The organism is Burkholderia pseudomultivorans (assembly GCF_902499075.1).
Taxonomy (GTDB): domain Bacteria; phylum Pseudomonadota; class Gammaproteobacteria; order Burkholderiales; family Burkholderiaceae; genus Burkholderia; species Burkholderia pseudomultivorans.
The window spans coordinates 56,479-74,296 of record NZ_CABVPP010000008.1 but is presented as its reverse complement, the minus strand read 5'-3'; the positions used below and the strand labels follow the sequence as shown (position 1 = coordinate 74,296).

The following is a 17,818-nucleotide window of genomic DNA, read 5'->3' as shown; positions in this document are numbered from 1 at the left end:
TGCATGAAGAAGCCGGCTGCCGCCGGCGAATGAACGGCTCAACGCGTGATGCGCATGCCGGAAGAACTGCTGACGAGCATCACGCGATCGCCAGGGGCGAAGCGCTGCTCATCGGACTGAACGACCACCAACGTGCGGCCAGACACCGTGCGCACGACGACCTCGAGCCCGGCGTGACGCGCGAGCGATTCCGACAGTCGCTGCGAAACGTAGGCCGCGCCGGCGCCGGCGAGCGCGCCGGCGATGTACCGACCGTTGCCGCCGCCGATGGTGCGGGAGCCGAGGAATGCGCTGACACCCGCGCTCAACAGTGATGCCAGACCGGAACGGTCCGACTCGTTGCTGATCGTGACGCCGCGGACGCTAACGACCGTGGCTGCCTCTATTTCTCCCGCGCGCTGTACGTCGTAGCGCTGGTAGACGTCGGGCGAACCGAAGTCGTAGGAAGCGCAGGCCGTCAAAGACGCGAGAAGCAAGGCAGAGATGAGAAGCTTGAACATGACGATTGCCTCAAAAAAGAGAGGGCAATCGCCCGTCAGGGAGATTGCCCTGACAGGGGAGCCGACACGATGTCGGTGAGAGAAATGCGCAAGGGCGAAGCCGATGCGGCTGGGTCGATGCGCAGAAGCGCGAGAAACAGGTTCAGTTTAGGGCCGCGGGCCGGCGCCGCGCGCGCGAATCATCGAGAAAACGGCCCCGCTTTCCTCTGGACGAAAAAAAAGCGCCTGCCCGATTACTCGGGAGGCGCTGGTTGCAGTTGTGTTGGATCTACCGCGGAATATGCGGGTCCATCCGGTCGAAGCGCTTACGGGACCGTGCCTTCTGCGGCTTTGGCGCGTCATACCCGAAGCGAGCCCACGCGACCGGATCGATGGGCACCGGATTCGTTCTTCCCGTTTCCAGGTTCACGAACACAGCCGAGTACGATAGCGTCCCGGTCCGGTAAAGCGTCCAAAGCAAATTGAACGCCTGCACCGAGATCGCCTGGTTGATCACCAACGATTGCTTGCGCAACGCATCCGCCATTGAGCACGACGGCGTCTCGTCGTCCTTGTCGTTCCGGGCGTTCAGCAGTTGCGGGAACAGATCGCCCACGTGGGGCAACCGGTCGCGCCGGGTCTTGCCGAACTCCCCGAGGATAACCTGACCACGATCCGTCTCATTGCCACAGTCGAGGTAGTAACGACAACTCCCCCGCTTCGCTGCCTGCACGATGGCGTGCCGCGCGCGACGCGAGTCGACGCAACCCACCACGATGTCGGCGACGATCCGAACCGACGAATCGACACGCCGCGGCTCGGCAACCCAGTTGGTTCCCATCAGGTTGTTGAGCCGATTCACGAGCAGCAGCGCCTTGTAATGCCCGACGTCATTGGGATAGAACCCCTGCCGCCCAACATTCGTCTCGCTGACCGTGTCGTCGTCGTATACCGTGCACTCGATACCGCCCGGGTGGCCGAGCTCGATCATCGCGTGATGCAGCCGCGCGAGACTGGGAAGAAATGCGCTCCCGGTCCCCCCGGCTCCCACAACCACGACGCGCCACGGCCGGCGAATCATGTCGGCCGGAATACTGTGAGTGATCACCTCGCTCATCACACCACCTCCGCCGTCAGTGCGGTCGCCCAAGACTCCGGCACGCGTTCGAATTTCTCGAAGATTCCTTTCGCGCAAAGCCGCAACACGACGGAGGGTGTGCGATCACAATGGCCCAGCACGAGCGCTAACTTCACGTCGTGCTTGTCATCCTGATTGTCCGTGCGCGAAAAGAACGCGCTGCCCGTGCCATGGGAATGGCAATCCACAACCAGCCATTCGCCGTCTGCCAATCGGGGCCGCTCATAGACCAGATGTCCCGGCCCGTGCGACACCGACGGCAATGCAACGATGCGGAACGCACCGGTCATGCTGTTCCAGACAATCCACGCGCCGACCTCGTTTGGCAACGCCGCCCGGGCCATCGCATGAAACTCCGCGACGAGCGCGGCCGGAATCTGCCCGCACGAGAACGCCGTCGTCTCTTCGACCTGCCCGTACGGGACAGCTGTCGAGACTGCGTAATGCGCGATGCGACGCACCACGCGCACCCAGGGACGCAGGACTTCGAGATAGACACCGTCGGATGTGATGAGCAGGCGCTCACCGGAACGCGTCATCGGTACAACGGCCTCCCGCGACGGGACCATCACCGACGGAAAAGATTGCTGGAGAACTGTATCGACTGCGTTCATGCGCCCATCCCAATTTGGCTGTTAACTAGCAGACCTACCGTCAACTTCGTCGGCACCATCACGGTTTGCGGAAACACCTCGCCGAACTTCCCGTCGAGCATGTCGCGCCAGAATGCGTATTCGCCGTCTTTGTATTCGATCCGTTTGCCCCCGACGTTCGGATGCGTGAAGGCCGAATCGAAGAACCCGGCTTCCCAGCCATCAATCGACGCCACATCCACACGCTTCGGAACCTGCGCGCTGCCGATACAGATCCGGCCGTGGTCCCAGGTGTTGAAGTACGGCGGTTCGAACAACGGCGTCTCGCGAACGGGGCGATCGCTGCATGCCACCGCGAACACGCGAAAGCCCTGGTTCGAGGCCTGGAACACGAGCCCCGGATGCGGCACTACTGCGCTTCGTTTACCAAGGTTCTCGCATTCGAAGAACACCCGCCGCATCGCTGCGGGACACCACCACGTGACGGCTTCGGGCGACACCCCGAGCACCGTCGCTGGCAAAAACTCCGCCCGCGGTGCGACGTGCTCAGCGAGCTGCTGAAGCGTTCGAATAAGTACCTTCCGGTCGAGCGGCCGACCGGCGCCAATGATCGGTCGGCCGCTTTTGCGGTCAGCGATGACAGCGTGGGCTGTCGCAAAATGCGCACCATCCGCGCTCGTATAGAGCAACAATGCTTGCGACAACGCGACATCAGAGCCGGTTCTGCCGGCGGAGATTCCAGACATAACGCCCCTCCTTTAAATGGGTTGACTCACCAACGCAAGTAGCCGGTCGATGTGAGTGAGAATTCGAAACGCCAGTGCCAGGTCAGCGTACTGGCGGCGGATAGCCTGCGGAGTCGACGCCAAACCGGAAAACCCGCTGTAGGTCGTCGCATCACCGGATTGGGATTCATTGTCGAAATGGCAATCGAGAAGGTCGCCGACAAAATCGTTTCCCTCAACGATCACCGAGCAAAGCGCGTAAGCCGGATTCGTGTAGTAGCTAACATGAAACAGATCTCGCGTCCGGCTACGGCGCATCAGTGCCCTCAACTTCAGCACCTCGGTGCAGACGCGCCTGGGCATACCCTTGCTGCGACCGCGCAGCGAAAGCAGCTCCGAGACCGTCAGCGCGCGTCGATCAAGCCATCTACCGCCGCTATACGAACACGGGTCAGCGTCGTCCGGACAGAGTTGTTCCCGGACAACTGACGGCAGATGCGCATTACGCGTTTCAACGTCGTCACCGAAACGCTCCTTCAGCATTCGGTCCGCCTCCTCGTCTGAAATGTTCGGATCACCGTCCCAGTACCAGCACGAAAACTCGTACATGAACCAGTCGGGCAGTCGAATGAACATCGTGCGGGACGATGCGCGGTACAACGCGGCCATCACCGTTCGGAAGAGCGATGGGTGGGTCGACCGCAGTGTCTCGATCGCCCCTTCAAGCGAGTACACCCACTCATCTTCCAGGCCGAACCCGAAGAACAGCGGCGTCGGGTCGTCGTCGTTGTTCCCGTTATCGAGGCAGTCGAGAACATCGCGAACTGCATGCGCGTCGAACAGACGCGGCACAAATTGGAGGCGGGAAAACTTCCCATACTGCCGTCCCACCCACGCATAGAACGCCTGCTGGAACGCGTCGCCGGCGTCGGCCGGATCACGAACATCACCTGCGCGCAACGGCCCGTACTGGAAATGCTTCCGAACTAGATCCGAGAGTTGCACGTCGTCGCGCCACTTCAACCGAACCTCCCCCGGTACCTCCGTCGAGAACGACGGAAGCGTCAGAAGATCAAAGGTAGGTCGACGTCGGGCAGGGGCAGCGCGTGGCGGTTGCCAGCGCGCGGCCGAGCCAGCTGCGATGCTTGAATCAGGGAGTGCAGGATCGAAGAACATTTGCGCATTTCCTCGTCATATAAAAAAACCGGCCTTTCGGCCGGTTCCTGTTTGTTGAAGCCACCGTCCGGATCGGACAGGGCTTTGAGCAGATCGTGCTTACGCATGGGCACCCTTGGCACCCGCTGCACGGACGAATTTGTAGTGCGCCACCTCGCCCTTCATGTCCGGGCCGTCGACCGCAGCGGTCGTCAGCTCCGGGTATTGAGCGGTGTACAGGTCACGAACCTGATCCGGCGAGAACGCCGGTCCAGGATCCATGAGCGCGACACCGTTGTAGGTGAACTCCCGCACCAATGCTGCAATGCTGATGGACATGATTTATCACCTCACAGAATCAACGAGGACAGATCCGTGCCAGCCGGCTTCTCAGCGGCATCCGGTGCGACATTGGGCGATGCGGCGTCCGCACCGTCCTCGTCGTCAGCGTCTTCGTCGGCGCCCGCGTTTGCGGCCGTCGGTGTCGATGCCTTCGACAAGACCTTTTGCGCCTTCTTCACCTGCGTCTGCTGCTGGGCTTCGAGGATCGCGTTGGTAGCCGCCACCTGTTCGCCGAGCGACTGGTGCGCAGTGGTAAAGCTGCCGATCGCGGACGCGAAGCCTTCGTCAAGCTCTGCGGCGGTCGCTTTCAGGATCAACGGCTGTCGCAGCATTGCGTCCTTGCCACCTGCAGGCGTCAAGAACACGACGATGTTGTCGCCGTCCATTGACAGAGACAAGACCAGCTTTTCCGCGGAGCGAAGCAGCGGTTCGAGTGCTTGAAACATGGAATCTCCAGAAAAATAAGCGCCGCTCGAAGCGGCGCACGATGGCAATGCGGTGCGGCCAATGGCCGCCGCTGCTTAGTACTTGAGAACCTTCAGCAGCTTGCCTTCGTAGGTGAACCCCTCGACTGCGAGCAATGCGGAAATGACGTCGGCCTTCGACTTCGAAAAGACCTTCTTGAAGTTGTCGCCCATCGCCGCCCGCAACCCGAGCTCGTCCGCAATCACCATCATTTCGGCCTTGGTGACAAGTTCCAGAAACTCTTTGTCGAGCTTCCAGTACTGCGTCAGATCGAGGTTGTGGTGCTTGCAGAGTTGCTTCAGATACGTGACGTCGAGACCTTCGATCGCCGCGACAAACATGCCGGTGACCAGTGTCGCAGCCTGCTCATCCGATGTGGCGCAGGCGAGAATGAGAGCCTTCGAGAGATCGGCCGCAGGAGCCTTCTCGTCGGTCACTTTTTCGTAGACGGATCGGAACACTTCGTCCTTGATCTGACGAGCGTAGCCCGCGAGGACGATTGCGATCAGGTACTGCCGAGCGAGCGCCGCGTCCTTGCCGACGTCGCGCCGCAGTGCCTTGCGCCAGAGTGCCTCCCGGTACTGCTTTACCCGATCCGATTCGGCGACCACGGTTACGGCCGTCGGCGCGGACGCATCAGAGCCCGATGCACTCTTGCCAGCTGCTTTACCAGGCACGGGCGAGCCCTCCGCGTCAGTAGTCGCGGCCTTCGCCGCCACTTTCTCAGCGGTGATACGGTCCGCGACCTTACGCATATTGCAGACCGTGTCGAAACATTGCCCACGATAGGTCTTGCCAAGCGAATCGGGCAACCCACTGACGGCAACACCGAAGTTCTGGCAGGCGTGGCAGGCCTTCGCCTGAGCCTCGCCCACGCCGTTCGGCCCGTCAACCGCGAGTTGGACCCGCGTGTGGTTGTCGCCGGCGCGTACGACGCGCACGACCGGGAACTCGTCCCGCAGCCCTTCAGCGATCGCCTCGAGCCGCTGGTCAGTCTTTCCGTTGTAGCACTGGCGATTCGTGCAATTGCCGGTCGCGATGGATTCGCCGAACATCTCCGATTGCAACGCAGAGTTGTGCGGGCACGCCGCACAATCAGCTTTGTCGAAGATCGCGGCCGACAGCGAGCATGCTGCACTCTCGACAAGTTTTCGAACCTCGGCGACGGACTTCTTCTCATCGATGATCACCGGAAGTACGCGATCCTGATTCTCCTTGGACAACGCAGCGAGCAGCTCTGCGTGCCCGAGGAGGATCCGCCGTGTGTTCAGCGCGGCGAGCACTTCATTACTGCAGTTCAGCAGCGCGAGGCGGCTGTTGAGCGTGGGAAGGCTCCAGCCGATACGCCTTGCGGCTTCTTCGCGATCCCCCTTGCACCGGCCAAGGAGGCGCGCCGCCTCAACAGCTTCATCGCCTGGAGACATGTCGTCACGCTGGATGTTTTCGATGAGGGCAATTTCCTCCGCCTCCTCATCGCTAACGTCCTTGACGTTCACCGGCATGTCGTAGTCTTCACCGCGCGTCTCGAGCGCGGCTTTGTAACGTCGGCCGCCGGCGATCAGTTCAAAGTAGCCGTCGTCGACCGGACGGACGATGACCGGCGTATCCACACCGCGTGCCGAGATCGACGCCTTCATTTCCGCCATTTTGGCGTCATCGAAATACGTGCGAGGGTTTCGGCCCAGCTTGATACGGCCGAGTTTGATAGTAGGTTGCTGAAGGAGTGCTTCTTGCATGTCAGGTTCTCCGGAGGGGAACCTGCCCCCGATCGGGAGTGGTTCCCGATGGGGTTGGAAAGGAATGCCGGTTGCGCCGGCTGAGTCGATGCGTCGGAGACGCGGTAGATGAGAAAAAGATACCGCTTGAATTCCCGATCTCTCGCCGAAAAGGCCCAAAGAACCACCCAGCTTTTAGCGGATACGCATGTTGCAGTGGCCCTCGTTAGCCGAAAAAAAGCCCGATCTGACGATCGGGCCCGAGTGCAAACGAATGTCGCGCCACCGCGCGGTCTAGAACAGCGCCAACTGATCAACGGCTTCGAAGATGCTGTCCTTCGACCGCTCGACAGCCTCGTCAAAGAGATCACTGAGACTATCGACATGATGCACGGTCGCAGCCGCCTCCACCGCGACTGGCGGCTCGACGGCGACGTCGCTGTCGCACACCATTTCGCCATTCGGATCCGGATCGGCGCCAGGATCCGTGGCGGCTATGCTTCGGTCCAACGCCAACACTTTGCGCATGGCGTCCAACTGTCTGCGCTGACGGAGCTTCGAGCGCCAACCTCCGAGAATGTGCGCGGGGGTGTACCACATACCCCACACCTCCATGGTGAGCGCGTTCCCATGCACGACAATCGCTGGGATGTGCATCATCGACAGCTGAAGGTACGTCATATGCACGCAGCGTGCGTCGATGTCGATGCAGGTTGCGTGCAAAGTCTGCTGGTAGTTTTGGCCGATCGAAAGCAGTGCATCTGCCGTCGCGATCACCATGCCACCAGCTCCGCACGCAGGCTCTTGCATGCGCATGAACCCGTCCCGCTCGACGGCTTCACTTCGATCTCCGATAGCGATCCCGGCCATCAAGCGCGAAACGGAGTATGGCGTGAAGAACTGACCGGCCCCGTCGTTGCCGATCCCCATCGTCATGTACGTCTCGCCAAGCACGTCTGTCAGGTTGCCAGGGCAAGGCAAATCGCCCGGCGCGAGACCTTCTTCGACGCCCAGCCGATGCTCGAACGAGAGTGTCAGCTCCGCGAACATCCGGGCAAACAGTTGAAGTTCCTCAGGTTTGTATTTCCGGGCGATCTCGACATAGCGCTTTTCCCGCGGTTCAAACTGAGGCTTGTCGACGCTATTGCTCAGTGCGATCGCAGCCATCTCGACGAAGTCGGCAAACACCACGCTCGGCTGGTGCGCATAGCCAAACTGCTTGATAAGTTTGACGAGCTCAGCCTGATGCGGATCGGCTTCGCGTACGAGTTTTCTCTCCGCGCTCTTTCGGCTCATACGGCTGCCTCCAGCGTACGGATCGTTGAAAGGGGCATGGTGCTCTCCAAATTGTTGACGGGAGAGCACACCCAGCGGGAGTGATCCCGTAGGGGTGAGTTGAATGGCCCGCATGCGGGCATTGGTCGATGCGTCGGAGACGCGGTAGGCGGAAGAGATAGTAAAGCGCAGGGGGAGCCGGCCGTCCCGAAATGCGACCCGGTTCGGGGAGGCTTTCGCCCCGACGACGACCCGCCGAGATACCCACATTTGCGCTGCACAAGCTTGTGGATAAGTCGCGCCGCCCCAAGTCCGGCGGCGCTCTTAGCGCGATGCCCAGATTTTAGGCAGCGCGTAGCTCATACAACCGGTTGAGCGCGCAAAGGCGAAAAGCTCCAGAAAACGGGTGCGCTTTCGCTGGCATCTCCAGTGCCGACCGCATGCATGGTTGTAGTGCATCCGCCCCGCCCATGTCACTTCAACCCCGCAACCACACAATGATCGATCTATCCAAGCGCATCTCTCATGACCGCAGCCGCCACCTCCTCGACCACGCCTTGTTCGCGGGCAAGTGGGCGTTCTACGTTTTCTTCGTGCTTCCGAGCGTGATCATAGGTGGCGTGCTGGCGCTTTACAGCAACTTCTCCTTCGGGACGATCCCACGTGAAGTTTTGCAGTTCGCCGCGCAAACAGCGACCAACCCGGCCGCGCCGCCCGGCTCGCTCTCGATCCAGGTATGCAAGGACAAAATCCCTGACCATGCGCTTCGGACTTCTCCGATCTGCCAGTCGAAAGGTTTCGAGCAACGTCCGATCGTGGCGCTGGCCAGAGAAGTCGGTGAACGGCTCTCTTGGGCGTATGCAACCGTCGTGATTTTTTCAGCAGGACTCGCGGTAGGACTCGGGTTCTTCGGTCGCGATCGCGCCGCACTTCGCCGGCGACTCCGCAGTTAAATCCGGCAGCGTCAGGTTTCGATCGTGTTCTCATCGACCTTAGCGACCTCATCGTCTGTCGCCACAGGAGTGGTCACTGAGCTCGGTGGCAGTACGGCCTGGTCACACCTCGCATTCCTCGCAGTAGCCGGGCTTCTCACAGCGGCCGCAGGGACCATACGGCTGGTAATAGCCACCATTCGGCGCTACGAGCGCGCCCGTTCCACGCGAATCATGCAGATGCGTCACCCACACTGCAACGTCAAACGACTCGCCAATGGGCAGTGGCTGCTAATCGACCAGGACACCGGCACCGTGTACGTCCCGCCGCGGCTCCCACACCCACCCATCAACGAATGGATATAACGCAGCATGACGACCTCAAACTGCCCTTTGCCAGCGGATCTCACGACACTCCGCGAACTCGCGCGGCAACTTGAACATGACTCGTCCGCGCGCACCGCTCAGACTGCGGGACTGATCCTAACGTGCCTCAGCATCGTGTCGCTGATCGTCCTCTCTGTGGCTGGTCGGAGCAACACAATTTCGACAGTGCTAATAGCAGCCGGGCTCATCACATTTTCCGTCGCGTCACGTGTCGTGCGCCGAACAGCGATCGACCGCGGCACGCTAACTGATCGAATGCTCGGCGCCATTGCCGATAGCGACTCGATTCCCGAGTGGGCGAAGTTCGAAGTCGCAGCAGAGTATTCGGGCAGAGGCGATGTCACCGTCGCGACGCTTACCGAGATCGACTCGCGCATCGTCGAGCAGCGCGCGGCGCTACGAGCTGCCGCGAATTCCACGCCAGGAGCGGACCGGCTGCTTGGCCGGTACAGCAATAGCGCCAAGACCGGCGACGCACCCGATCGGAGCGGACATTGAAAGCCAACACTTCCCCGGGGAAGGTCTCGATCTCTGGAATCGCCGTCCCACTCGACGAAGTCCAGGAGAACCCCGCGGCCTTCGTCCGTCAACTCGAGCGCGCGAAGCTCAATCCGGGGTATGCACAATGCCTTTGTCGCGGCACTGCCGCCCCGCTGCGCCTCCAGATCCGTCGATACGGCAGCCTGCTGCATCTCGCCGGTTGGCCGGATGAGGGGCCATTGCACGATCGCCAATCCTGTTCGTTTCATAAAGACCCAAACGAAGCGGGCAGCGAGACAGGTAGAACCTTGCCGGGTGTCGTGACCACCGCGGTAGGCTTGCTTGCGAAGCTCGACGTCGCTCTCACGCAACGCACAATCAACACCGTTTCCAGAGGCACGCGACAAGCTGGCGCTCCGACTTCGTCGCGCCGATCGACTCCACTCCTCGGCTTCCTGCAGGCGCTCTGGCTAGTCGCCGGCCTCAACCGCTGGTCCGCCACCGATCGAGTACGAAACTGGGGGGTCTGTAACGCGCGCATTCTCGCCGGGCTCGGTGACGCCATGATCAACGGCGAACCCGCTGAAAAGATTCTGCATGTCATGCGCAGATTCCAGGAGGCTGACCGGGTGGCAATCAACTCCGAATTCGATGCGTTCCTCGGTCGCGTCGGCCAGCGCAACGGCACGAACCATCGCGGCCTAGTCGTTGGCGAAATCTCGGAGATCGGCACGACCCCGTACGGCCGATCAATCACGTTGCGCCAGAGCGCGAAGCGCTATTATTGCAGCAACGATTTGATCGATCTCGCCGAGAAGCGGTACGCGCACGCACTACGCGCGCTCGGAGACCGTGCCGCCCGAGTTGCCGCCATTCTCGTGATCGAACGCACGGCCAAGGGTCATCACGTCATCGTCGACTTCGCCGCGATGCTCTGTTCCTCAACCTACGTCGCGTGCGATTCCATTCATGAAGTCGCGATGGCGAACCGACTCGTCGCGGAAGGGCGCAGCTTCGACAAGCCGATCCGTCTTGATACCGGCGGTGACATGCTCCCGGACTTCGTCCTCACTGACACGCCCGCGCCAACCCACGTCGAGGTCTACGGGATGAACGGCATGGCCACGTACGAGGCGCGCAAGAGAGAAAAGCAGCGTCTACGACTCTCGCGCGGGATCCCGGCCGTCGAATGGAACGTCGACGCGATCGACCTCGCCGAGATACGACTCCCGCCCGCCGGCCGCTGATCCACGGAAACTTGATTTCCACGCGCTCCCTGCATGATGAACGCATCTTCTAAACCAGGACACATTCCATGCTGGGCAAGACACTTTTCCTCCAACGCGCGGTATCCCGCACCGATCTATGGGGCCCCGGCTTCCCCACCCTCTCGATGGCATGCCGGCAGGCCGATTCAATCTCCGGCGGCCGCCAAATAACGATCGCCGTCACTGATTCGCACGGCATACGCTGCGCCGTTTTCACCAACTTCGGTGCGATCCTCGAATTTCGCGCTTCGTGGGCCGAACTTGAGCGTGCCGGCACGTGGTGGCATTACGCGCGGACGTGGCACTTCTGGATTGTCGACAGCCCCCAATCCGCGCAACGCATATTTCCGGAAGACCCCAGCCACGCAGCCATTTCGTCTTCGGGGACGGATTTCACTTCGGGCACGTCGACGGACGCACTCCTGTCCCTTATTTGCGCTGCCGAGAAGAGCGCTTCTGGCGGTTGAGTGCGCGGGGAATTAGATATTCGGAAGATGCGTCCGCGCTTTTCTCGGTATTGCCGGCCAGCAAAACCAGCAATAATGCGGGCAACTAGAAACTTACAACCTTCCGACAGATGATCGAACAGCTCTATCCATGTGAGCACTGCGGCGGCCGGCCGACCGTCGGCCGATCCCAACGACTCATTGATTGCGACGAGAACCGTCGATTCGATTTCAGCCAGTTCGGCCGATTCGGCGGGCCGCCGGAGCTGGGCGACGTGCTTCCCCGGCCGCCCGAGGCACCACTGACCGAACATTTGGTGTGCATCTACTGTACGGCTTGCGGGATATCGACTCGGTGGGAAGCGATCGGTGAAGACGAGGCAGCCGCGAAGGACCGATGCGCCGAAAGCTGGAACCGCCGCGTTGCCCGTCCGCGGACGACGCACGACGATCTACGAAGACTGATCGAACGCGAGGTCGGTGCCTGCGATTCGCAGCTCGTGCTAGACATGCTGGCCCGGGTCGAGGGAGACTGGGCCGAGATCGGCCCCATCTTCAAGTTGCTCGCGCAACGCATCGTCGATGCAACCGTCGTTACCTTCGATACGTGGCCCATAGCTCCCGTGCTCGAGGACGCAAGCCGTTACCGAAAGCTCGTGCAGTTGGCGAAGTGGATCGAGGTCGACGGCGAAGACTACATCCAGTTCCCAAAAATTCATTCCCCTGGTGAACACCGCGACTTCCTCTTTGAGGACCGAATAGCGACCGCGGTCGACGCGAAGCCGGATCGGGACCGGTGGTAGCAAGCTACAATCGCGCACGTACCAGCGCCCAGTTGCAAGCAGAACCGTTTCGGGCGATCCACTCATCAACTACAACCACACAACTATGCGAGGAACCGTCAAGTGGTTCTCGAAAGATAAGGGTCACGGCTTTATCTACGGGGAATCAGCCGTCGATTATTTTTTTCACGTGAGCGATGTCGTCGGCGCTGATGCTCCGCGCGAAGGCGACATCGTCGAGTTCGATGCGACTTCAAACAAGCGTGGCCCGCGCGCGGCGACGGTCCGGATCGTAGAGCGGCAGGTTCGAACGCCTACCCGCCAACACCGCGACGATCGCGTCGAATGCATTGCATGCAAGAAAAAGATGGTCCCGCGGATAATCACGCATCGGGGACGTCCTGAGCGTTCCGTCTGCCCATACTGCGCAGCAACGTACAAGCGCTTCGGTATGTGCTTCATTGCGTCAGCTGTCTATGGCAGCTACGACGCACCGGAAGTCGTTGCGCTACGAGCGTTCCGCGATAACGTACTCCGGGCCACAAAGGCGGGACGATGGACGATCCGGGCTTACTACCGGGCATCACCACCGTTTGCGCGTTTCCTCCATGCCCATCCGAAGCTAACGCGGCACATCAAACCAATACTCGACGTAGTAGTTCGCAGTATTCAGGCGCGCCCGCACTGACAAAAAAAGCCGGCTTGCGCCGGCTTAACAATGGTTCTAGCGGTTTCCGAGGGCTTGTGCCAGAACCTGAGAGACAAGGCTATGTTACCGAGCCCGTCTTTCATACAACCGGCGTTACACCAGGTATTTCCCGCCTCATTTCCCGGCGGCCCAAACAACCACTCCGGCAAATTGGCATCCAGTCGCGACCATCACTGACGTGGCTACGACGACGCAAGCAATCGATATAGCGCCTGTCTGGAAATCCCCAGCGCCGCCGCCGCATGGCTCTTGTTGCCGCCCGCAGCCTCGAGCGCAGCCTTCGTCTCTTCGACGGTCGGCAGCGGCTTCTTCAACGTCGCCTGTCGCGCGAACGTGGACAGGTATGCGTTCGCCTTCGATGGACGGCTATGACCAGCGGCCTCGACAACTCGTCGCTTCGCGTCTTCATGGGCGGCAGGATCGGGACGTGCCGGCGAACCTTTGATCGGCGCCGGCACCTCTGCTACCCGCTCATAGAGCGTCTGCAAATACTCGTGGCGCAGCCCGTGGCTCGTCACGCCAATACCGCTCTTCGTTACGCCATGCTTGGCGAGCACATAGTAGTACCAGTCGCGCCACTGCTTTAGTGTTCGGCCGGCGGGAATCGTGGATCCTGTGACACCGTTGCTCAGGCGCGCAGCTTCCTCGAGGATCGCGATCTTTCGCTCGATCGGCACCTCCCGCGGCCGCCCGCCCTTGGTCCCGCGCGTAACCGCGAGTATGTTGGGATTGCGCACCGCTTCTGCCGGCCGCAGCATGAAACTCTCCTCGACACGCAGGCCAAATGCCGCCTGCAGTTTGAGCTGCACAGCGGTGTAAGGACAAGTACGCGCGATCTCCTCGATCTTCGCGACCGCGTCCACCCCGTTCGCCCCCCATGACTTGTCTTCCGTCGCCACATAGCTGCGCTCAAGACCCGCTTCCCGGCGATCAACGTAGTCGCCGAGCGTACCGACGAGGTTTCCCTTGCCTAGCCACTGGGCGAGCGCTCGCAGATATGTCAGCTTGTTCTCGATCGTGCCGCCGGACTGCTGATCCTTGACCCACCGGTCAACGAGGTACGCCACGTGCTTGCTCTTCAGCGACCACGGCGACTGCAGTGCGAAACCGCCCTCGCGCAGTTCGACGAAAGCCTTGCAGATCGCCGTCGCTCTGTATTCCTGCGTCTTTATCGACAACGCACGCTTGCTAATTCGCGTCGTGCTGTGGATCTCGGCGACATGCTGGTCGAACAGCACCAGCAACGCGTCGCGAAACTCGGGCGCCAGTCGATAGCGTCCGACGACTGCTCTGACGTTGAGGATCGCAGCCAATCTTCTACTCCTTGCGGCCGATGCCGCCTACACCCGGCGGCATTCGGCCGCCTTTTCCTATCGTCATCAGATCATCCTGCGTGCGCCGCATTGTTCCGCGGCGGCAGCCCTCAGATCGCGCCCCGCGAAACGGTCGACCACGATCTCCGTGACCGATACCGACACCATTCGCAAACCATCGTACGATGCGCGGCGGTTCGGTCAACAACGCTTCGGCGCGGATCGGCCAGTCTGCAGTTGCGCCGATTTCTCGGCAAAGCCCCTTCCAACTCAGGCGACGCGCGGAGTTAGTGATTTGCTTTGAGCCCCATAGACGTTCACCTTTCTCGGCTGTCCGCCGCCCCTACCTGGCGTGGCGACCGTTGCCCCGCTTGCAATCACTTGCGCGATCGTCTTCGCCGGTTTCCGCCGGCGCGGTCCTGCTGCTTCCTGTCCTTTAGCGATTCCATCCGATCAGCCGGCTGCATCGGAAGAGCATGCCATCCGACTGTCCAACCTGCTGCCATGAACGACGCGACCCGCGCTTCGCGCAAATCGTCGCCAATCATTTCGCGTCCGCTTGGCGAACGCGCTGCGCGGATAGGCTCCGCCCAGTCCAGCTTCGTGGCTACCCTGCCAGCCTGACGCTCGCGCGTCTCGCCGTCGGCGTACCTCTCCGGTCGCCGGCGCCGGGCTATGTGCCGGGCAATTCCTGTTGCGCATTTTGGTTACGGCTGCGTCTACCGTTCGTTCTTCCAATCAGGGAATCGCGACCCGGGATATTCCGGTTCGCAAGACTTCCCCCGCCCCCAAGCACGTTCATGTCGGCCGCGGTGTATCGGGCTTCCTGAACGCACCCAGCTCATTCGCTGAAAGGGCGTGAGCAGACGCAATCGAGGCCATGGACTGTCCGGTGTCCGGTGTCCACATGTCCTCATTGCGTCCCATTGCGGCAACCTGCCGCCGATCGTATGGATATCGCACTGTCCAGGGGTCCTCAAGGTGGACCACTGTACTTGATTTGCATCAGAAAAAGGCCGCTTCAATGTGCGGCCCGGACATTTCGCTGCGTGGGAGGCCCAAGATGGGTCAGAGGGAGACGCACGCGCGCCCCGCGCTCCGGTTCGATGCGTCAGTGACGCGGTAGGTGATCTCAAGAATAGGGCGATTTGTCACGTTCGGCCGCGCGAAAGCTGCCGGGAAGTGCGCTGCTTTCTGAAACTTGACTTTGCGGCCTGCTCGATAGACTGGATCACGCAATCTCGGACTTTGTCTGGGGGTTTGAACGACACGTTCGAGCAATCTCCCACTTTACATCCGACTTCGGTAGCCGCGTTTTCAATGTCCGGCTTCATCTAGGACTTTCGCCTCGGCTATGTCCGGCCGGGTTTCGGTTCGAGCTTGCACCTTCCAATTCAAACTTTCGACCGAAGGAGTCGCCCTTGAAAACTGCAGTCTTCGCTATCGACGTCGGCTACGGCAACACGAAGTACGCTTACCGCGCAGCAACCAACGCGGTCGTATCCGGCATGTTCCCGTCGCTGGCACCGCTCGCAGCCAGTCGCTCGATCGCAGGCTACGGCGAAAGCGTCCTTACCGCGCGCAAAGTCGCGACGATCGTCATCGATCAGGTCGAATACGAGGTCGGGCCGGATGTCTCCCTCACCGCCGCGTACGGCAACACCGGCCGCGCGCTCGCGGACGACTACGTACTCTCGGCAAACTACGCCGGCCTGCTGTTCGGGGCGATCCACTTCGCCGGCGTCGACCACATCGAACGGCTCGTGCTTGGTCTGCCCGTTCATAACATGAAGAAGTACTCGGCCGAGCTCAAGGAGCGCTTCACGGGCGAGCTGAATTTCGGCGCCGGCCGGGTCACGATCGACAAAGTCATGGTGATTCCGCAGCCGCTGGGCTCGCTCGTCCTCGCCTCGAGCAACCGCCAGGGCGGGTTCGGCCGTGACGTGGAGCATCTCGTCGTCGACGTCGGCTACTTCACGACCGACTGGGTCTATGCGAACGGATTCACGATGGACGACAAGCGCAGCGGTGGCATGCCCGGCGGCGCATCGCAGATCTACCAGCGAATCGCCGCCCTTATCGCGCGAGACCAGGGCGATGAAGTGGAAGACATCGAGCGCATCGACAAGGCCCTGCGGGAGCAAACGCCGTTCTTCTTCTATGGCTCGAACATCGACCTCGCGCCCTATCTCGAAATGGCCCAGCCGTTGATTTCAGGCGTGGTGAAGGAGATGCAGAACAATGTTGGTCGCCTGGCGAACGTCCGATCGATCATCCTGTCCGGCGGCGGCGCCGCGCTCTACGCAGGGGTCATTCGGCGCGCGTTTCCTCGTGTCGTAATCGAAGTGATCGACGCACCGTGCCTTGCAAACGTGCGGGGCTTCCTGCTCGTCGGCGAGTCCAGCCTCGCGCGCGAGCGACGCTAAGGAGCCGGCATGAGCGACAAGATCGAGATGACCATCACGATCAACGAGCTCGTGTCGCCGCTGCTGTTCGAGCGGCTGAGCGCGTGTTCGTCAGCGCGCCGGCGCGCGGCCCTGCTTAAAGCGCTGGCGGAATCAGCGTTGCGTCACGAAATGACCGGGCGCTTCGTTGCCGCGCCGACGACAGCCGGGCGGGTTGCTGAGCTCGCCTCCCGACAGGACACGCCGGCTCGCAGCCTCAGCGCGGTCGAGAACGATGAGTTTAAGGTGCTCAGCGTCGGCGACGGCAGCGACGACAGAACGACCTTCGATGAGGCCCTGCACGACCAGCTTGGGGCGTGGATGTGATTCGCGGCCAGCGCGCTAGATCGCGACTTGCTTTTCGCGCGGACCTGAGAAAATGGCAGTACTAGGCGGGTGTCACAACGCACTCGGCGTCCTACACCGAACAATACGGAGAAGAACATGCTGGAACTCATCGGCTGGATTCGCAACGGAGAATTGATCCACAAGCTCGCCTCCCCCTACTTCTGGCTCGCTATGGCGGCCACCGCGATCGCCGCTGAATATTGCGTCGCAGCGTGGCAGACCTACATGGTCAACGCCAAGGAGGATCAATGAACGCTATTAGCACCACCGCATCTGCCGTGGTTGTCGGATTCCGGGCCCTTCCGTCTTTTTTGCGCCGCATTCTCCTCGTCTTTGGGTTCTCGTCGGCGTTTGCCGCCGGTGCCTTCATGCACAACCATGGCGCAGGCGACCTCGCCTCTCTGTTTCTCCTCGTTGGCGGAATCGGTACCTTGTGGGCGAGCGGCGCATGGCGGATCGTCAAATTCGGGCTTCTGCTGGCCCTGATCGTCTCGCGCGATTGACCAAAAAAAAAGCGGCTTCCCGAAGGAAGCCGCTTGTCGTCAGTTTTAGTGCTTTTTGCTCTTCGCCTTTTCGTCGAGCCACGCAATACAGAAATCGACCGCCGGCTGAAATGCCTCATCCCGCAGGATATAGCGATCGTCGCCCTCCAACAGCCGATCGATGACGTCGAAGCGCGGCCCCTCGCAAAGGTCCGCTGCACCCTCAGGCACGGCTGCAGCCGCTACCTCGACCACTTCAAACTCATCCAATACAAGTCGAAACGAGCCCATCGTTCACCCCGTGATGTGGCCCGGCGCAATACGGCCCGGGGGGACGTAT

The 17,818-nt window shown here is 61.1% G+C and carries 22 protein-coding genes; 10 read left to right on the top strand and 12 right to left on the bottom strand.

The genetic code is table 11. The features are described 5' to 3' along the window. Window positions 1-38: 38 nt before the first annotated feature. The 10 genes from BST28156_RS08395 to BST28156_RS08355 form a co-directional block, all read right to left on the bottom strand. A complete protein-coding gene (locus tag BST28156_RS08395; RefSeq protein ID WP_012217994.1) occupies window positions 39-500 on the bottom strand; it encodes an outer membrane lipoprotein in 462 nt (153 codons plus the stop codon). A 268-nt stretch (window positions 501-768) separates the two neighbouring features. After that, a complete protein-coding gene (locus tag BST28156_RS08390; RefSeq protein ID WP_012217993.1) occupies window positions 769-1,596 on the bottom strand; it encodes a PRTRC system ThiF family protein in 828 nt (275 codons plus the stop codon). Beyond that, window positions 1,596-2,231 (bottom strand): PRTRC system protein A, encoded by a 636-nt coding sequence (locus tag BST28156_RS08385; protein ID WP_012217992.1) that lies wholly within the window; start codon window positions 2,229-2,231, stop codon window positions 1,596-1,598. Before BST28156_RS08385 ends, BST28156_RS08390 begins: the two co-directional genes overlap by 1 nt. Further along, the gene (locus BST28156_RS08380) at window positions 2,228-2,956 is read right to left on the bottom strand and encodes a PRTRC system protein B (protein WP_012217991.1); all 729 of its coding nucleotides are present in this window, start codon (window positions 2,954-2,956) and stop codon (window positions 2,228-2,230) included. Before BST28156_RS08380 ends, BST28156_RS08385 begins: the two co-directional genes overlap by 4 nt. A gap of 12 nt (window positions 2,957-2,968) precedes the next feature. Continuing rightward, window positions 2,969-3,958: a PRTRC system protein F gene (locus tag BST28156_RS08375; protein WP_230942993.1), complete on the bottom strand. Its 990-nt coding sequence runs from the start codon at window positions 3,956-3,958 to the stop codon at window positions 2,969-2,971. 41 nt (window positions 3,959-3,999) lie between these two features. Beyond that, window positions 4,000-4,218 (bottom strand): hypothetical protein, encoded by a 219-nt coding sequence (locus BST28156_RS34700; RefSeq protein ID WP_172965547.1) that lies wholly within the window; start codon window positions 4,216-4,218, stop codon window positions 4,000-4,002. Continuing rightward, window positions 4,211-4,429, bottom strand: a complete 219-nt coding sequence (locus BST28156_RS08370) for a PRTRC system protein C (RefSeq protein ID WP_012217989.1) — start codon at window positions 4,427-4,429, stop codon at window positions 4,211-4,213. The genes BST28156_RS34700 and BST28156_RS08370 overlap by 8 nt, the downstream gene beginning before the upstream one ends. Window positions 4,430-4,440: 11 nt before the next feature. Continuing rightward, window positions 4,441-4,878 (bottom strand): PRTRC system protein E, encoded by a 438-nt coding sequence (locus BST28156_RS08365; RefSeq protein ID WP_012217988.1) that lies wholly within the window; start codon window positions 4,876-4,878, stop codon window positions 4,441-4,443. A 75-nt stretch (window positions 4,879-4,953) separates the two neighbouring features. Next, a complete protein-coding gene (locus BST28156_RS08360; RefSeq protein ID WP_012217987.1) occupies window positions 4,954-6,633 on the bottom strand; it encodes a PRTRC system ParB family protein in 1,680 nt (559 codons plus the stop codon). A 273-nt stretch (window positions 6,634-6,906) separates the two neighbouring features. Further along, window positions 6,907-7,908 carry an N-6 DNA methylase gene (locus BST28156_RS08355; protein WP_012217986.1) on the bottom strand — a complete coding sequence of 334 codons (1,002 nt, stop codon included), beginning with the start codon at window positions 7,906-7,908 and terminating at the stop codon, window positions 6,907-6,909. Between the two features lie 476 nt (window positions 7,909-8,384). Here BST28156_RS08355 and BST28156_RS08350 point away from each other — a divergent pair, with 476 nt between their 5' ends. The 6 genes from BST28156_RS08350 to BST28156_RS08325 all read left to right on the top strand — a co-directional run bounded on the left by BST28156_RS08350 (window position 8,385) and on the right by BST28156_RS08325 (window position 12,870). Next, window positions 8,385-8,840: a hypothetical protein gene (locus BST28156_RS08350; RefSeq protein WP_044582786.1), complete on the top strand. Its 456-nt coding sequence runs from the start codon at window positions 8,385-8,387 to the stop codon at window positions 8,838-8,840. Window positions 8,841-9,191: 351 nt separating this feature from the next. After that, window positions 9,192-9,704 (top strand): hypothetical protein, encoded by a 513-nt coding sequence (locus BST28156_RS08345; protein ID WP_105796414.1) that lies wholly within the window; start codon window positions 9,192-9,194, stop codon window positions 9,702-9,704. Further along, entirely contained in the window at window positions 9,701-10,933 is a 1,233-nt protein-coding gene (locus BST28156_RS08340) for a DUF1173 family protein (RefSeq protein ID WP_012217983.1), read from the top strand. The genes BST28156_RS08345 and BST28156_RS08340 overlap by 4 nt, the downstream gene beginning before the upstream one ends. A gap of 68 nt (window positions 10,934-11,001) precedes the next feature. After that, complete coding sequence (locus BST28156_RS08335; RefSeq protein ID WP_012217982.1) at window positions 11,002-11,421, top strand: hypothetical protein; 420 nt, start codon at window positions 11,002-11,004, stop codon at window positions 11,419-11,421. 110 nt (window positions 11,422-11,531) lie between these two features. After that, window positions 11,532-12,203, top strand: coding sequence for a Lar family restriction alleviation protein (locus tag BST28156_RS08330; protein WP_012217981.1), 672 nt, complete (start codon window positions 11,532-11,534; stop codon window positions 12,201-12,203). Between the two features lie 85 nt (window positions 12,204-12,288). Then, window positions 12,289-12,870 carry a cold shock domain-containing protein gene (locus BST28156_RS08325; protein WP_012217980.1) on the top strand — a complete coding sequence of 194 codons (582 nt, stop codon included), beginning with the start codon at window positions 12,289-12,291 and terminating at the stop codon, window positions 12,868-12,870. A gap of 203 nt (window positions 12,871-13,073) precedes the next feature. Here the strand turns inward: BST28156_RS08325 and BST28156_RS08320 are convergent, their stop codons facing one another. Then, the gene (locus tag BST28156_RS08320; protein WP_012217978.1) at window positions 13,074-14,204 is read right to left on the bottom strand and encodes a helix-turn-helix domain-containing protein; all 1,131 of its coding nucleotides are present in this window, start codon (window positions 14,202-14,204) and stop codon (window positions 13,074-13,076) included. 1,421 nt (window positions 14,205-15,625) lie between these two features. Between BST28156_RS08320 and BST28156_RS08315 the strand changes: the two genes are divergently transcribed. From BST28156_RS08315 to BST28156_RS08300, 4 genes are all read left to right on the top strand, one after another. Beyond that, window positions 15,626-16,630, top strand: a complete 1,005-nt coding sequence (locus tag BST28156_RS08315; protein ID WP_012217976.1) for a PRTRC system protein D — start codon at window positions 15,626-15,628, stop codon at window positions 16,628-16,630. Between the two features lie 9 nt (window positions 16,631-16,639). Next, a complete protein-coding gene (locus BST28156_RS08310) occupies window positions 16,640-16,975 on the top strand; it encodes a hypothetical protein (protein WP_012217975.1) in 336 nt (111 codons plus the stop codon). A 117-nt stretch (window positions 16,976-17,092) separates the two neighbouring features. Then, window positions 17,093-17,248, top strand: coding sequence for a hypothetical protein (locus BST28156_RS08305; protein ID WP_012217974.1), 156 nt, complete (start codon window positions 17,093-17,095; stop codon window positions 17,246-17,248). Next, complete coding sequence (locus BST28156_RS08300; RefSeq protein WP_038442103.1) at window positions 17,245-17,499, top strand: hypothetical protein; 255 nt, start codon at window positions 17,245-17,247, stop codon at window positions 17,497-17,499. The genes BST28156_RS08305 and BST28156_RS08300 overlap by 4 nt, the downstream gene beginning before the upstream one ends. Window positions 17,500-17,544: 45 nt before the next feature. On the opposite strand, the gene BST28156_RS08295 is transcribed toward BST28156_RS08300, so the two are convergent. Next, window positions 17,545-17,748 carry a hypothetical protein gene (locus BST28156_RS08295; protein WP_232293954.1) on the bottom strand — a complete coding sequence of 68 codons (204 nt, stop codon included), beginning with the start codon at window positions 17,746-17,748 and terminating at the stop codon, window positions 17,545-17,547. Between the last annotated feature and the right edge of the window lie 70 nt (window positions 17,749-17,818).

Coding starts and splice junctions, on each gene's coding strand:
- BST28156_RS08365 (WP_012217988.1), bottom strand. CDS start 4,878: ATGTTTCAAGCACTCGAACCGCTGCTTCGCTCCGCGGAAAAGCTGGTC.
- BST28156_RS08370 (WP_012217989.1), bottom strand. CDS start 4,429: ATGTCCATCAGCATTGCAGCATTGGTGCGGGAGTTCACCTACAACGGT.
- BST28156_RS08325 (WP_012217980.1), top strand. CDS start 12,289: ATGCGAGGAACCGTCAAGTGGTTCTCGAAAGATAAGGGTCACGGCTTT.
- BST28156_RS08355 (WP_012217986.1), bottom strand. CDS start 7,908: ATGAGCCGAAAGAGCGCGGAGAGAAAACTCGTACGCGAAGCCGATCCG.
- BST28156_RS08360 (WP_012217987.1), bottom strand. CDS start 6,633: ATGCAAGAAGCACTCCTTCAGCAACCTACTATCAAACTCGGCCGTATC.
- BST28156_RS08390 (WP_012217993.1), bottom strand. CDS start 1,596: ATGAGCGAGGTGATCACTCACAGTATTCCGGCCGACATGATTCGCCGG.
- BST28156_RS08380 (WP_012217991.1), bottom strand. CDS start 2,956: ATGTCTGGAATCTCCGCCGGCAGAACCGGCTCTGATGTCGCGTTGTCG.
- BST28156_RS08300 (WP_038442103.1), top strand. CDS start 17,245: ATGAACGCTATTAGCACCACCGCATCTGCCGTGGTTGTCGGATTCCGG.
- BST28156_RS08345 (WP_105796414.1), top strand. CDS start 9,192: ATGACGACCTCAAACTGCCCTTTGCCAGCGGATCTCACGACACTCCGC.
- BST28156_RS08330 (WP_012217981.1), top strand. CDS start 11,532: ATGATCGAACAGCTCTATCCATGTGAGCACTGCGGCGGCCGGCCGACC.
- BST28156_RS08310 (WP_012217975.1), top strand. CDS start 16,640: ATGAGCGACAAGATCGAGATGACCATCACGATCAACGAGCTCGTGTCG.
- BST28156_RS08305 (WP_012217974.1), top strand. CDS start 17,093: ATGCTGGAACTCATCGGCTGGATTCGCAACGGAGAATTGATCCACAAG.
- BST28156_RS08350 (WP_044582786.1), top strand. CDS start 8,385: ATGATCGATCTATCCAAGCGCATCTCTCATGACCGCAGCCGCCACCTC.
- BST28156_RS34700 (WP_172965547.1), bottom strand. CDS start 4,218: ATGCGTAAGCACGATCTGCTCAAAGCCCTGTCCGATCCGGACGGTGGC.
- BST28156_RS08395 (WP_012217994.1), bottom strand. CDS start 500: ATGTTCAAGCTTCTCATCTCTGCCTTGCTTCTCGCGTCTTTGACGGCC.
- BST28156_RS08335 (WP_012217982.1), top strand. CDS start 11,002: ATGCTGGGCAAGACACTTTTCCTCCAACGCGCGGTATCCCGCACCGAT.
- BST28156_RS08385 (WP_012217992.1), bottom strand. CDS start 2,231: ATGAACGCAGTCGATACAGTTCTCCAGCAATCTTTTCCGTCGGTGATG.